Origin of the sequence: Burkholderia oklahomensis C6786 (assembly GCF_000959365.1) — a bacterium.
Classification (GTDB): Bacteria; Pseudomonadota; Gammaproteobacteria; order Burkholderiales; family Burkholderiaceae; genus Burkholderia; species Burkholderia oklahomensis.
In genome coordinates this window covers 747,413-760,387 of sequence record NZ_CP009555.1, presented here as the reverse complement: position 1 = coordinate 760,387, position 12,975 = coordinate 747,413, and the positions used below count along the sequence as shown (strand labels likewise).

13 protein-coding genes and 1 pseudogene are annotated in these 12,975 nt (G+C 62.3%); 6 read left to right on the top strand and 8 right to left on the bottom strand.

Going from position 1 to position 12,975, the window contains the following annotated elements; genetic code table 11:
- Nucleotides 1-3: 3 nt before the first annotated feature.
- The 3 genes and pseudogenes from BG90_RS03380 (at nucleotide 4) to BG90_RS38170 (ending at nucleotide 2,430) form a co-directional block, all read left to right on the top strand.
- The gene (locus BG90_RS03380; protein WP_010114304.1) at nucleotides 4-1,230 is read left to right on the top strand and encodes a DUF2087 domain-containing protein; all 1,227 of its coding nucleotides are present in this window, start codon (nucleotides 4-6) and stop codon (nucleotides 1,228-1,230) included.
- A gap of 442 nt (nucleotides 1,231-1,672) precedes the next feature.
- Nucleotides 1,673-2,014 (top strand): annotated as a pseudogene (locus BG90_RS38175) (transposase); the annotation flags it as partial.
- 56 nt (nucleotides 2,015-2,070) lie between these two features.
- Nucleotides 2,071-2,430, top strand: a complete 360-nt coding sequence (locus tag BG90_RS38170; protein ID WP_441299850.1) for a transposase — start codon at nucleotides 2,071-2,073, stop codon at nucleotides 2,428-2,430.
- A gap of 117 nt (nucleotides 2,431-2,547) precedes the next feature.
- Here BG90_RS38170 and BG90_RS03365 read toward each other — a convergent pair whose 3' ends face one another.
- Both BG90_RS03365 and BG90_RS03360 read right to left on the bottom strand, forming a co-directional pair.
- Nucleotides 2,548-3,510 carry a LysR family transcriptional regulator gene (locus BG90_RS03365; protein ID WP_010111941.1) on the bottom strand — a complete coding sequence of 321 codons (963 nt, stop codon included), beginning with the start codon at nucleotides 3,508-3,510 and terminating at the stop codon, nucleotides 2,548-2,550.
- A gap of 213 nt (nucleotides 3,511-3,723) precedes the next feature.
- Nucleotides 3,724-4,617, bottom strand: a complete 894-nt coding sequence (locus BG90_RS03360) for a LysR family transcriptional regulator (protein ID WP_010111942.1) — start codon at nucleotides 4,615-4,617, stop codon at nucleotides 3,724-3,726.
- Nucleotides 4,618-4,732: 115 nt separating this feature from the next.
- On the opposite strand from BG90_RS03360, the gene BG90_RS03355 reads away from it, so the two are divergent.
- On the top strand, nucleotides 4,733-5,623 hold the full coding sequence (locus tag BG90_RS03355) for an alpha/beta fold hydrolase (protein ID WP_010114305.1): 891 nt from the start codon (nucleotides 4,733-4,735) through the stop codon (nucleotides 5,621-5,623).
- A 65-nt stretch (nucleotides 5,624-5,688) separates the two neighbouring features.
- Here the strand turns inward: BG90_RS03355 and BG90_RS03350 are convergent, their stop codons facing one another.
- Genes BG90_RS03350 through BG90_RS03340 form a run of 3 tightly spaced genes read right to left on the bottom strand, consistent with a single transcriptional unit; the run spans nucleotide 5,689 to nucleotide 8,132 of the window.
- A complete protein-coding gene (locus BG90_RS03350; protein ID WP_025989698.1) occupies nucleotides 5,689-6,378 on the bottom strand; it encodes an MOSC domain-containing protein in 690 nt (229 codons plus the stop codon).
- Between the two features lie 14 nt (nucleotides 6,379-6,392).
- Nucleotides 6,393-7,289: a dihydrodipicolinate synthase family protein gene (locus BG90_RS03345; protein ID WP_010114307.1), complete on the bottom strand. Its 897-nt coding sequence runs from the start codon at nucleotides 7,287-7,289 to the stop codon at nucleotides 6,393-6,395.
- A 60-nt stretch (nucleotides 7,290-7,349) separates the two neighbouring features.
- Nucleotides 7,350-8,132 carry an aldolase gene (locus BG90_RS03340; RefSeq protein WP_010114308.1) on the bottom strand — a complete coding sequence of 261 codons (783 nt, stop codon included), beginning with the start codon at nucleotides 8,130-8,132 and terminating at the stop codon, nucleotides 7,350-7,352.
- A gap of 126 nt (nucleotides 8,133-8,258) precedes the next feature.
- Between BG90_RS03340 and BG90_RS03335 the strand changes: the two genes are divergently transcribed.
- Nucleotides 8,259-8,819, top strand: a complete 561-nt coding sequence (locus BG90_RS03335) for a helix-turn-helix domain-containing protein (RefSeq protein ID WP_010114309.1) — start codon at nucleotides 8,259-8,261, stop codon at nucleotides 8,817-8,819.
- Nucleotides 8,820-8,972: 153 nt separating this feature from the next.
- Here the strand turns inward: BG90_RS03335 and BG90_RS36605 are convergent, their stop codons facing one another.
- Entirely contained in the window at nucleotides 8,973-9,116 is a 144-nt protein-coding gene (locus tag BG90_RS36605) for a hypothetical protein (RefSeq protein ID WP_010114310.1), read from the bottom strand.
- Between the two features lie 1,208 nt (nucleotides 9,117-10,324).
- Here BG90_RS36605 and BG90_RS31765 point away from each other — a divergent pair.
- Nucleotides 10,325-11,017, top strand: a complete 693-nt coding sequence (locus BG90_RS31765; protein WP_081469718.1) for an FRG domain-containing protein — start codon at nucleotides 10,325-10,327, stop codon at nucleotides 11,015-11,017.
- A gap of 202 nt (nucleotides 11,018-11,219) precedes the next feature.
- On the opposite strand, the gene BG90_RS03330 is transcribed toward BG90_RS31765, so the two are convergent.
- The gene (locus BG90_RS03330) at nucleotides 11,220-11,795 is read right to left on the bottom strand and encodes a recombinase family protein (protein WP_010114312.1); all 576 of its coding nucleotides are present in this window, start codon (nucleotides 11,793-11,795) and stop codon (nucleotides 11,220-11,222) included.
- A 323-nt stretch (nucleotides 11,796-12,118) separates the two neighbouring features.
- Nucleotides 12,119-12,946, bottom strand: coding sequence for a hypothetical protein (locus tag BG90_RS03325; RefSeq protein ID WP_010111955.1), 828 nt, complete (start codon nucleotides 12,944-12,946; stop codon nucleotides 12,119-12,121).
- Nucleotides 12,947-12,975 lie beyond the last annotated feature (29 nt).

Sequence of the window (12,975 nt, the reverse complement as noted above, 5' to 3'; positions counted from 1 at the left end):
GGAATGGGTACCGAGAACAGCGCCAGTCTGATCTCGGCGCTCATCCGCATGACCCGCCCCGCAACAGTCGTTGAGATAGGTGCCGGTGACAGCACGATTTTCATCGCGAAGGCGCTCCAGCAGGCGCGGCAGGATTGGCAACACGACAAGGATTTACTGGATGCCTCGACATGGCAGGAGCGCAGCGCACTTCTGGATCCGACCGGAATTCCCGATATCTATCAACCCAGGCTGATTACCATTGACAACTTCACGGCCGAAGGCTCCTCGGCCGAAGAAGCATGGGATGCGTTGAAGAATCACGATGTCGACGGGGGCCTCGTTACATTCGTCAAAAGCAACTTCTACGCACTCGACGAAGCCACCATTGCTTCATGGGGAGCGATAGACATCGCGTGGATCGATGCGGGCACGCCGGCCGACGATGTCCGCTTTGTCGCGGCGCTTTGGGAACACGTCGCGCCTGGTGGATACCTGTGCTTGCACGAGCCAACCATGTTGACCACCGTCAGTATGGAGGGCGGACAACAACGCGTTCGCAGAGTCAGAACGCCGATCTGGGAAGAGCTGTTTCGCAGGCTGGACGATTCATTCGAGCTGATAACACTGCCGGAGTTGCACAAATACCGCCAGAGTGGCTTGGGTATCGTCCGGAAGCGTCAACAAAATGAACGCGTGCTCCGTTCGCAGCCGCTGCAGTCCGAGCTCGTCGAACTGGGAGAAATTCCAATTCGCAGCAGCTATTTGCCGATTGGCGAGGAGGCGTTGAACCAGCGTCTTCGCAAAGACGCCATCATTGCCGCGATGACGTCGCGCGAAACGCGCTCCGTTTATGCTGCGATCGTCCTCGGCGTCAATCGGCTTGCCGATATCGTGGAGAGAGTCGGCATCGATGCGAAGGCCATCAGCAAAATCGTGACCCGGTTGTTGAGCATCGGCCTTATTCAGCGAGATGAGAGTGGATTTTTGGATATCGACACAGTGTGGGGAGAGATTGCCGATCGACAGCATCGCAGCGCTGAAGATTTGAGCGATCGACAGCTGGAAACGGATCTCGCCATCGAAAAGATCGCGACGGCTTTCGCCCCGGATGTCCAATACACCGAATCGGAGATATCCAAAATCTGTCAGTTGTTCACGACCGATTACGCTCGGCTGAGGCGATATCTTGTCGATCGCGGCGTGCTGCAACGTCAAAATAACGTATATCGACGGGTTCTGTCGCAATAAGGCGGACGGTATTCAACTGATCGCTAGTTTTTTTGAGTTGCCCGAATTGGGCGCTGACCGAGATCCCGTCAAATTGCGATCATAAGACTTGTGGTTATGAAGTCGCCGGTACTTTGTCGGCACTGCATAAGGTAGGCGAGGCAAGTGCGGCAAGGCAGTGGAGGGAGATCGTGATTTAGCGAACGCCGAGAGTCGATATTGATCTGATTGGTTTTCTGGGAGTTTGCGAGCCACGCCGATGAGCACGCCCGACTTTTTCCGCAGCCGTCCGGACACGAGGATCGATCTTCGTCACCCGCTGGCGGTGTTGGCCACGCGTATGCCGTGAGGGTCGATCGAAGCGGCGCTCGCGCCGATGTTCGAGCGCCGTGCTCGTGAAGGCCGTGTTCTCGAAGGCGTTGATCTGTTCGGCGCGATGAAGGTAATGGCGGGCGGTGGCGCGAGCGCGGCGGGCCGCCCACGATTGCCGATTCGCTTGATGGTGGGGCTGCTGTATTTGAAGCATGCCTACAACGAGAGCGACGAATCGGTATGCGAGCGCTGGGCGCAAGACGTGTACTTCCAGTTCTTCTGCGGCGAGGCGTACTTTCAGGCGCGCATGTCCTGCGATCCGACCGATCTCGTGCGCTTTCGGCAAGCCTTGGGCGAGGCCGGCGTTGAGGCGTTGCTGACGACGACGATTGCCACGGCGACTCAAATGAAGGCGATTCAGCCGGCCGAGTTCGAGCGCGTGATCGTCGACAGCACGGTTCAAGAGAAAGCGATCGCCTATCCAACTGACAATTGGCGCAGACCTCGATCCTGCTGCAAGAGGTGCAAGGCGAACCGCGCGTGAAGACGATGCTGACCGATCTCGGGTATCGCGGCGTGGACGCCGACATTGCGCCGGTGCAACTCGTTCAATGCAGCAAGAGCAAGACGCTTTCAAACAAGCAGCGGCGTTGGCTCAAACGCCGGCAGGTCATCGAACCGATCACTGGGCACGTGAAGCACGATCACGGCATGCGCCGCTGCTGGCTCAAAGGGAAAACAGGTGACGCCGTGCATGCCGAGACGCGCGCGGCCGGCTATAACCTGCGCTGGCTGCTGCGCGCCATTGCTCGTTTGGGCCTGACGGCCTTTTATGCGCTCGCCGCTTTGCTCGTCGCCTTTGCGTTCACGAACGGCGAATCGCGCGCGCTCGCATCGCCTTCACGCTAGCAGGCGAGCGCTGGCATCAAACGCCCATTCGATGGACGCGGTGAATTTCGCAGGACCGACTATCGTAAGAGGGCGATGCGACGGCGGGCGCCGAGACGCGCGTCGACCGCGGCGCGCTCAGCGCAGTCGCGTGACGATGGCGCCAGTGCCGGCCGCCGGTGCGTCGCCTCGATCGTCGATCATGCGCGATCCGATGCGAATCCGCTCTTTCAGGAAATCGAGCAGCACGCGCACACGCGCGGGCAGTTGCTCGCTCGGACCGACGAACACGGCGCTGATCTCTTCCTCGTCGCCCGGATTGAACGCTTCGAGCACCGGCACGAGGCGCTCCGCATCGATGTCCTCGGCGACATGACAGCGTGCGAGCCGCGCGAGCCCGAGCCCGGCGACGGCCGCCTCGCGGATGCTCTCGCCGTCGCCGAGCAGCAGGTTGCCGCCCGACGGCAGCAGACGCCGGCCTTCCGCCACGACGAACGGCCATGTCTTCGTGTTGCCGCTGAGACCGATGCAATGGTGGCGATCGAGATCGTCCGGCGTCTCCGGCACGCCCCAGCGCTCGAAATACGCGGGCGAGCCGACGACGACCATCCGGCTGCCGCCGAGCTTGCGCATCACGAGCCGAGAATCGTCGGGCGCGCCCGAGCGGATCGCGATGTCGCTGCGGTCGTCGAGCAGATCGACGACCGCATCCGATAGCACGATGTCGAGCGTGATTTCCGGATAGCGGCGCTGGAACTCGGGTAGAAGCGGCATCAGATGGCGCTTGCCGAACGGCACGTGCGAATTGATTCGCACGCGCCCCTGCGGACTCGCGCCGCGCGTCGCTTCGCGCTCGGCGTCGGCGATGTCCTCGAGGATGCGCACGCAACGTTCGTAGAACGCGGCGCCTTCCGGCGTGAGCTGCAGCTTGCGCGTCGTGCGGTTCAGCAGGCGCACGCCGAGCCGCGTCTCGAGCCGTTGAATGAACTTGCTGATCGCCGACGGCGTCATGTCGAGCCGTCGTCCCGCCGCAGAGAATCCGCACGACTCGATCACCTGAACGAACACCGCCATCTCGGAGAAACGATTGACCTCGCGCATAGATAATTTGACGAGACTTTAAGTGTCTTGTTAATGGATGAATCCTAGTATATCCGTGACTTGTTTTTTGATTGGCGTGGTCTTCGTATTTTCATATTCGCGGATTCTCACCGACTTATCGCCGATCGCGCATCTCTCTCGGCGCGCTCTGTATCGGCGATTCATTGCCGAGACGGGCGTCGCAGTCGATGCGCGTTCGTCCGCATAGGCGCGTCAATTCGTCGGCACGAACCGGTTGCGCCGCCCGGTTTCCCGCACCGCGTCGATCAGTGCGGCGCTCGCGGGCGTCGGCTGGCGCGAGAACGCGTAGAAGCGCGCGGCGGGCAGCGCGGGCAGCCCGTCTCCCGATCCGCATTCGCGCAAGCCGTCGCGCAGCTGACTGCGTGCGACGACGGTGACGGCGAACCCCGCAAGCGCCGCCGACACGCAGCCCGCCATGCTGCCGCTTTCGAACACGATGCGAAAAGGACGCGGCGCGCCGCTCAGCGCGGCGATCGCCGCTTCGCGATAGACGCACGGCTCCGGAAAGAGCGCGAGCGGCAGCGTGTCGGCTGCGTCGAGCGCGGCGTCCGACGCGTATGCCCACACGAGCGGCTCTTCCCACAGCAACTCGCCGGCTTCGTCGATTCGGCTGCATTGCTTGCCGAACACGACGTCGACGCGTCCCGATGCCTGCTGGCGCAGCAGATCCGCGGTGATGCCGACTTTCAGCTCGATCGACGCCCGCGGATGCCGGCGACGAAACATGTGCAGCACCTGCGGCAGCCACGCGCCCGCGAAATCCTCGGACGCGCCGACGCGCAGCCGGCCGTGCAGCGGCGAGCCGCGCAGCCGCGCGCGCGCTTCGCGCTCCATCTCGACGATGTTGCGCGCATAGGCATACAGCGTCTCGCCTGCTTGCGTGAGCTCGAGGCGCCGCGTCGTGCGGGCGAGCAGCGCAACGCCCGCCGCCTGCTCGAGCCGCTTGATGTGCCCGCTGACCGCGGACGGCGTGAGCGCGAGGCGCTCGGCGGCGAGGGCGAAGCTGTGACGCTCGACGACTTCGAGGAAGGTGCGCAGCAGCACGATGTCGAGCGACATCGATGCCGAATCCGGCGGCGTATCCATAGGGGCGGGGCAATCGATTCAACGAGATATTCGAATAATAGATGATGATTCTTTGTGAATCGTGATGATCGATCGGTCTACGATCGGCATGACTTGTCGATCGACGGAGACCACGATGTCCGGCTATGCGTTTGCGGCGACTCCCTTGCTGAACGTCGCGTATCTCGAATGGAATCCCGCGGGTGCGCGCACCGCCGTGCTGCTGCACGGCTGGCCGGATAGTCCGGCATGCTGGAAAGCGGTCGCGCCGGCGCTCGCCGACGCCGGCTATCGCGTGCTCGCGCCGGCGCTGCGGGGTTTCGCGCCGACCCGCTTTCGCGACGCGGCGACGCCGCGCAGCGGGCAACTCGCGGCGCTGGGGCGCGACCTGCTCGATTTCGTCGACGCGCTGCGGCTCGAATGCCCGGTGCTCGTCGGACACGATTGGGGGGCGCGCGCCGTCGCGAACGCGTGCGGACTGCGCGAGCGGGTCGCATCGCATCTCGTGATGCTGTCGGTCGGCTACGGCACGAACGATCCGAATCAGCCGCTGTCGCTTCAGCAGGCGCGCAATTACTGGTATCACTGGTTCATGGCGACGCCGCGCGGCGAGCGGGCGGTGCGCGACGACCGCCGGGCATTCGCGCGCGCGATGTGGGACACCTGGGCGCCTTCCGGCTGGTATGCGCAAGCCGATTTCGACGAGGCGGCCGACGCGTTCGACGCACCCGACTGGGCGGACGTCGTGCTGCATTCGTATCGGCACCGGTGGGGCTTCGCGAGCGGCGACGCCGCCTATGCGGCCGACGAAGTGCGCCTGAATCCGGCGCCCGTGCTGGCCGTGCCGACGCTCGTGCTGCACGGCGGCGCGGACACCTGCAATCATCCGGACGGCTCCGCGTCGCGCGAGCGTTATTTCGCCGGACGCTACGAGCGCAGCGTGCTCGACGGCATCGGCCATTTTCCGCAGCGCGAAGCGGCTGCTCAGGTCGCCGAAGCGATCGTGACGTTCTGCGCGCGCGAATGAGGAAGGCGGGGCGGCGGGCGCGCGCCGAGCGATTCGCGCCTGCCGCCGTGTGCCGCGCGGCCGCGTCATCCGTCGAGCCGCTTCGTCCAGTCTTCGACCGCGCCTGCCTTCAGGCGCCGCTCGAACAATTGCCGCCACGACGGCGGCAGCGCGTCGATGCCCGACAGCGCCTCGAGCGCGCCGGCATCGAGCGTGCGCCGGTACAGCACGTCGAGCACGCTCGACAGCGGCCATTCCGGATGCGGCCGTTCGCGCAACGCGAGTTCGCCGTCGGGCTCGACCCAGCCTTCATTGAGCACGCGGTAGTACCAGCCGGTTCGCCCGCTTTGCTGGACGCGCGCGGACATCGTCCGGAAGCCGAAGCGCGCGTTGAGCTTCCAGCACGGCTGCCGTGATTGCGACACCTGCAGCGTCGCGCCGCCGATCGTGAAGACGTCGCCGATGCAGACGTCGCGCTCGGTGACGCCGCGCGTCGACAGGTTCTCGCCGAACGCACCCGGGCGCGCGAGCACGTCGCGCGGACCGATCTCGACCGCCCAGAGCGGATAGTGATCGAGCGCATAGTGATGGACCGCCTTGTCCGGGCCGCCGTGGTGCTTGCGATCGGCCTGCTCGTCGCCAGCGAACCCGGTTCGTCCGAGCCACAGCCGCTCGCGCACCGGCTGCTTGTCGATCGCGCTCGAATGCGGCGTGTCCGCGAGCGGACGTATTGCGCCGATCAGCAGCGCATCGAGTTTCGCTTTCGTCGAATGCATGCGTCCCGATCCGCTCATGCGCGCTCGACGTCGCGCAACGCATCGAGGATCGCCGCGAGCTCGCGCGTCTTGTCTGCGCCGAGCGGTCGCAGCGGCTTTCTCGGCTCGCCCGCGTCGAAGCCCGCGAGCCTCAGGCCCGCCTTCACCGTGACCGGCAGCCCGCCGGCGACGATGAACTGCAAGAGCGGCAATTGCCGGTAGAAGACATCGCGGGCCGCGCCGAGATCGCCCGCGCGCATCGCCGCATCCAACGCGAGCGGCAAGCGCGCGTTCAGGTTCGGCGCCGCGGTGCACCAGCCGGCCGCGCCCGCCGCGAGCGCGGCGAGCGCCATCGGATTGCTGCCGTTGTAGAACGGGATCGCGCCGTCGCCCAGTTGCGCGAGCCGATGCATCCGCTTGATGTCGCCCGTGCTCTCCTTGACCATCGTCACGTTGTCGACCGTGCGGAAGATGCGCGCGATCAGCTCGGGCGGCATGTCGATGCCGCTCGTCGCCGGGTTGTTGTAGAGCATGATCGGAATGCCGATCGCGTCGCCGATCGCGCGGTAGTGGCCGACGATCTCTTCGTCGTCGAGCTTCCAGTACGACACGGGCAGGACCATGACCGCATCGGCGCCCGCGCGCTCGGCGAATTTCGCGCGGCGCACCGCGTTCGCGGTCGTCAGGTCCGAAATGCCGACGACGGTCGGCACGCGGCGGCCGACGGCAAGAATCGATGCCGAGGCGACGGCTTCCCATTCGGCGTCGGACAGATAGGCGCTCTCGCCCGTGCTGCCGAGCGGCGCGATGCCGTGCACGCCGCTTGCGATCAGGCGTTCGATGAGCGCGCCGAGAACGCCCGTATCGACGCGGCCGTCGGACGAGAAAGGCGTGACGGGATAGGCGATGACGCCATGCAGTGCATTGGACATGGGTTGAGGTGCTCCGGAATGTTCGATGTTGCCGGTCTGACAATTGGACGAGCCGACGACTCAGCCCAGGCAGTCGGGATGCCGGCGCAGCGCGCGGCGCGCGTAATACGCGAACGTCACCGCGTCGCGCTTCGGCGTCGAGATCCAGTCGTGCGCTTCTATCGCGAGCGCGGGCGGAATCGGCTTGATCGCGCCGGCCGCCATCGCCATCAGTTGCAGCCGCGCCGCGCGCTCGATCAGGATCGCGAGCATGCACGCCTCTTCGATCGTCGCGCCGACGACGAGCTGCCCGTGATGCGACAGCAGGATCGCGCGCTTGTCGCCGAGCGCCTTCGAGATGATCTCGCCCTCTTCGTTGCCGACGGGCACGCCTGGCCAATCCTCCAGAAACGCGCAGTCTTCGTAGAGCGGACACGTGTCCATGTGCGACACGACGAGCGGCGCCTCGAGCATCGACAGCGCGGCGACGTGCGCCGGATGCGTGTGGATGATGCAGTTGACGTCGGGGCGCTCGCGATAGATCCACGTGTGAAAGCGATTCGCGGGATTCGGAATGCCCTGGCCGCCGATCACTTCGAGATCCTGATCGACCTGCAGCAGATTCGATTCGGCGATCTCGTCGAAGCCGAGCCCGAGGCGCTGCGTGTAATACGTGTCCGGCGCGTCGGCGCGGCAGGTGATCTGCCCGGCGAGGCCGGAATCGTGCCCGTCGTCGAACAGGATCCGGCACGTGAGCGCGAGCTTCTGGCGCGTGGTCCAGCCGCTGTCCTTGACTTCGATGTCGAGACGCTGCTGCGCCAGCGCGACGAGCTCGCTCTTGGGCATCTTCAATGTGTCGACCATGCAACCTCCATGATGTGAACGGATGTGCGTGCAGTGCGCCATTGCGAGCCACTGAAAACACGAGGTCGATTATAGGACACGATGTGTCATACGATACAATCGGTTTTTCAAAAGACACCTGCCGTCATGACGATTCGACTCAAGCTCCTGAGAAAGCAGAAAGGATGGACGCTCGACGTACTGGCCGAAGCGACCGGCCTCACGAAGAGCTATTTGTCGAAGGTCGAGCGCGGCATCAGCGTGCCGTCGATCGCGGTGGCGCTCAAGTTGTCGAAGGCGCTGCAGGTCGACGTCGAGCGGCTGTTCTCGGATAGCCACGACCGCGAGCTGATCACGGTCACGCGCGCGTCGGAGCGCACGTCGATGGGCGGCGGGACGAGCGCGCGCACGTACGAGAGCATCGCGGCGGGCGTCGCGCCGAAGAAACTGCTGCCGTTCGTCGTGCATCCGCCGCGCGATTACGTGACGTCGGCGTTTCGCGAGCACGAAGGCGAAGAGATGCTGTTCGTCCACAAGGGGCGCGTCGAGATCGAGTTCCCGAACGAGACGATCAGGCTCAAGACGGGCGATTCCGTCTATTTCAACGCGCTGATTCCGCACCGGATGCGCAGCGTCGGCGCGACGCAGGCGGAGGTGCTCGTCGTCGTGAGCAACGAGGAGGGCGTGCGAGAGGGCGGCGCTGGCTAGTGATGGAGGCTGCTGCGGCCGAACGCGCGGCGCATGGAAGAAGTCGGGGGAGCGATCGAGGCGCGTCGGGAAGGGCGATGGCGGTTTGCTGCGCACGGCTCGGCGCGATCGGCGCGAACGAGATTCGTCTGTTATTCGTTCGTTAGCGAGGACTTACTCGTCGTTGCCGATCTTCATGAAGAGGCGGATCGATCGGATCGCGTACGCCAGGCCGCCCACCAGGACGAGGCCGGCCAGCCCCAGCAGGACGCCCTTGAGCGACAGGGCGTTTTGAAGAAATAAAACAATGTGTTGCATATGTTACATTTTGTGCACATTCGAGGGGTGATTGTAACAATTCCCTTCTGATCCGTTTGTGAAATTTGTATATGGCGCAACTTTCCCCAATGTGCAGGACGCCGTGTTCCGGGTGCAATGGCGATTTTTTATGCCGGCGGCAAACCTGTGGCGCTGAATGTTCGCGAATCGGGTGAGGCGGATGGCGGATGGCGGGCGCTCGAGTGGCTACGAAATGGACGAGCCGCGGCGAGTTCAAATGAAAAGCCCCGCGCTGTATCTATCAGGCGGGGCTCGATTGCGGCGGCCCGGCGGCGAGGAGCGTAGCCGGTGCCGTGTCGTGAGCATCGGCACGTTGCGCGCGATGCTTCGATGTCTGTCTGGTGCCAGGGCCGGAATGAAATAATTCTCTGTGATGCCGGTAGTGTAAGGGCATTGCTTGTTGGGTGTTGCTGAGTTGCCCCCAGAGTTGCCCCCCGCGCTTCTGGCAGCCGCAGAATTCATATCGCTCTGCTGCGTGTGCCGTTCAGGCGAGGTCGTTCAGAAGATACCGACGGGCGTATCGGCGTAGGCTCGATCAGTCGAAGGCCCGTGCCGTGCGGAACGTTGCTGTGCCGCCGGAAGCAAAAATATTTGGAGATTTGGAGATAGACGGTTGTATCGGCCTGTAAGCCTTGTCTGGTAAGGCTGTGGTCATCTCCAAGTCTATCTCCAAAGTACACATTTTCTTGGAGATAAAGTTGGAGACAGGCTGCTTAGCCATGGGGCCCGTACGACGACGTTGAGAGTTGCCCCGCCTTCTGGAACGCTGCGCGCAAAGAACGCCCCGCGCGCCCACACCCCCGAGCCGCCGTCACGCTAGAAAGCTACTTTGCAACCGTCGCATCACGTCAGTGATTGGCACGAGCAAGTGCGGCATAATCGCGACAAGATTGGTGATTCGGGGGCTGAGATGCGCAAGTCCAGACCTGATCTCTCAGTCGGATGCAGATCAGGTCTGAGATTACGTGGACGTCACCTCATCAAGGGCCGTGATCGACCCATTACCGCCGCTCGTCACGAGCGGACCTCTATGGCGGCTTCCAAAGTACAGCGGCCCTCGATCGCGACATCGAAAGCGCAGCGCATAAAGTCGAAGATAGAACGTAAACTCAAGTTTCCCGTAGAAACTGTCGTTAGCTGAAATGGCAGAAGGTCAGTGATAATAGGTCGATACTGAACAAATTCCTATGGCAATGATTTCAACTTTCGAGCAGTTGCACGCCGCATTCGATGCGTACCGGTCTGACAAGCGCTGGATTTTCCGAGGGCATGCCAAAGCAGATTGGCCGCTGATCCCGAAGGCCGGCCGAGAGCCGTACCAGCAGATAGACGATAAAGTCGTATTTCAGTCATGGCGCCGGCAGGCTGTCGCCTACATTACTTCACGACCTCAAGACGATTGGGAATGGCTTGCCGTTGGGCAGCATCATGGCCTCGCCACTCGTCTCCTAGACTGGTCGCTCAATCCGCTCGTAGCATGCTACTTCGCTGTGCGTGAACAGCAACCGGGCGATGCGATCGTTTACGCAGCGAAATTTCAATGGACAGTTCCTCCAGAGACCGAAAGTAGTCCCCACAAGTTCTCAGATTTGGCAGTATTTCGAACTCATCGGATCGCCGAACGCATAACGAGTCAAAGTGGAGCATTTACGATACATCCCGACCCTAAGTTGCCAATTCGAGCGGACTCCAAGGGTGTTCTGGGTCTGGACGAAATTCGGATCTCAGAGGGGTTCAGAAATACGTTGCGTAGCCAGTTGTCATATTACGGATTCAATGATGCAACATTGTTTCCGGGGCTTGATGGAGTATCAAGTCACATCAATTGGACGATCGAAGCCAAGGAATACTGGAAACAATTGTCGCCTTCGGTGATATAAAACCGCCCCATAGACAAAGGTCGATAGCGCGACGCCGGCACTCGACGATCGAGTGACCGCTTGCGGAGTTCAGCAGCCGTCTCAATGTCTTGGCGGCGCATCGAATGACGGTCTCCTTCTGGCCGAACTCAGCCAGACAACCTGTCTGCATGGTCCGCTGAGTCGGGCTCTAGCAGGGCGTGAGTTGAACGACGCGCGCCGCTTAGACTGCGTCGCGTACCCGCATGATCGTCTGGCGGCTCGTGCCAAATCGCCGAGCAAGTGCGGCCACGCTTGCCCCCGCGTCCAACTCGCGCAGCACGTCCGCCCGCTGCTCGTTTGACAGGGCGGACGGCCGCCCCATCGCCTTGCCTTCCGCCTTCGCGCGAGCGATACCGGCGTGCGTGCGCTCAATCAACAGATCCCGCTCGAATTCGGCCACCGCGTTCAACACCTGCATCGTCATCCGGCCGGCCGCGCTAGTCAGATCGACGCCGCCCAGGGCGAGACAATGAACCCGGATACCGCGTTCGGCCAATCCCTCGACTGTGGCCCGCACGTCCATCGCATTGCGGCCGAGTCGGTCGAGCTTCGTCACGATCAACACGTCGCCTTCTTCCATCTTGACGAGCAACTGCGCAAACCCCGGCCGCTGATCGGCGCTTACGCTCCCCGAAATGCTTTCCGACACAACGCGGCGCTTGTCGACCGAGAAGCCGGCCGCCTCGATCTCTCGTAACTGGTTCGCGGTGGTCTGGTCGGACGTACTGACACGGGCATAGGCAAAGGTTCGGGACATATCGGGCACTCAATCTGTACGAAATGGACGTCCGAATGTAAGGCAATGTCCAAAACATTTCAACCCTTATTTACGGACAGGGCAAAATGCCCCTGTCCGCAAGGGATCGGTTTTGGACAGGCGCATTTAATTGGAGACCGATTGCCTTCTGGTCGGTCGCGGGGACAGATAGGAAGGCGCCACTATTCGAACGACAACAAGCGACCCGAAGCTGCCGGTCGCGGGGGCCTGCACGTGACGGCGGCTTTTATGTGTACACCGGCCACTCAGTGGCCGAGTGGTAGGTCCCAATAGGGGCTGCGAATCCGTGGTCTTTCTGGGGATCAGTTTTCGCGGAACGCCCCAATCCAAGACAGCACTTTGATGACGTCGCGGTACACGTCATTGACCATCTTTTCCTTCGACAATAAGCCGTCAAAGTACGTGGCATATGCGATGTAAACCATGTCGGCGACGTCGCTGGCAAGGTGCGCGCTTTCAACAGCCCGATGGCCACCATTCAGGAGTTTACGAAGGAAGAGCAGATAGTGGGCTATCGCATATCTCGCAGGAAGCCGTCGTACGGCCTTATTCAGTCGTCGCGGCAAATCCTGCACGTCTGGGTGCTTGCTGAGAGCGAAGGCGGCAATTTCCAGCAATTGGCAAACGAGCTTGTCTCGTAGCGGTTCACGGATATTGTCGAGCCCCGCCCGCAGTTGCTGCTTGTCGGCGTTTGTATAGGCCGAAGCCATGCCCTCGTATGCGGCCGGTATACAGGCCACATCGCGACGGACGCGGTCGAAATGCTCGACAGCATCCTTTGCGATCTGATGCACAGCACGGATATGGCTCTCCTCGCCTGTGGCTGCGAGTTTGATCTGTCGGTAAAACAGTTCAAAGCCCGCTGTCTGATCCTTGTCCTCCATCCAGCGTGTATGACTCTTCGTGTCTGCTGCGGTTTTCACGATTACCCGAGTCCCGCGCAGGATGAGTACCTGTTGAGGAAAGCGATGAAGAATCTCGTACGACCGCTCAAGGTTCTTCACGGGGTCACCTTTGTACGTCTCCATGCCGGCTATGTCCGGAAGCACCGCAATATTCGCCCTGGATTCCGCGAGGTAGGACGTGAGATCTGGCGACTGGAAGTAGTTTGCATCGATGACTTTTCGCATGAGCGACTGACCTAGGTGATAACGTAGAT

What these genes read in the sequence shown, in the direction of transcription:
- BG90_RS03345 (WP_010114307.1), bottom strand. Translation starts at nt 7,289, where the DNA reads ATGTCCAATGCACTGCATGGCGTCATCGCCTATCCCGTCACGCCTTTC.
- BG90_RS03360 (WP_010111942.1), bottom strand. Translation starts at nt 4,617, where the DNA reads ATGGATACGCCGCCGGATTCGGCATCGATGTCGCTCGACATCGTGCTG.
- BG90_RS03330 (WP_010114312.1), bottom strand. Translation starts at nt 11,795, where the DNA reads ATGTCCCGAACCTTTGCCTATGCCCGTGTCAGTACGTCCGACCAGACC.
- BG90_RS03355 (WP_010114305.1), top strand. Translation starts at nt 4,733, where the DNA reads ATGTCCGGCTATGCGTTTGCGGCGACTCCCTTGCTGAACGTCGCGTAT.
- BG90_RS03340 (WP_010114308.1), bottom strand. Translation starts at nt 8,132, where the DNA reads ATGGTCGACACATTGAAGATGCCCAAGAGCGAGCTCGTCGCGCTGGCG.
- BG90_RS03365 (WP_010111941.1), bottom strand. Translation starts at nt 3,510, where the DNA reads ATGCGCGAGGTCAATCGTTTCTCCGAGATGGCGGTGTTCGTTCAGGTG.
- BG90_RS36605 (WP_010114310.1), bottom strand. Translation starts at nt 9,116, where the DNA reads ATGCAACACATTGTTTTATTTCTTCAAAACGCCCTGTCGCTCAAGGGC.
- BG90_RS38170 (WP_441299850.1), top strand. Translation starts at nt 2,071, where the DNA reads ATGCTGACCGATCTCGGGTATCGCGGCGTGGACGCCGACATTGCGCCG.
- BG90_RS03325 (WP_010111955.1), bottom strand. Translation starts at nt 12,946, where the DNA reads ATGCGAAAAGTCATCGATGCAAACTACTTCCAGTCGCCAGATCTCACG.
- BG90_RS03335 (WP_010114309.1), top strand. Translation starts at nt 8,259, where the DNA reads ATGACGATTCGACTCAAGCTCCTGAGAAAGCAGAAAGGATGGACGCTC.
- BG90_RS31765 (WP_081469718.1), top strand. Translation starts at nt 10,325, where the DNA reads ATGGCAATGATTTCAACTTTCGAGCAGTTGCACGCCGCATTCGATGCG.
- BG90_RS03350 (WP_025989698.1), bottom strand. Translation starts at nt 6,378, where the DNA reads ATGCATTCGACGAAAGCGAAACTCGATGCGCTGCTGATCGGCGCAATA.
- BG90_RS03380 (WP_010114304.1), top strand. Translation starts at nt 4, where the DNA reads ATGGGTACCGAGAACAGCGCCAGTCTGATCTCGGCGCTCATCCGCATG.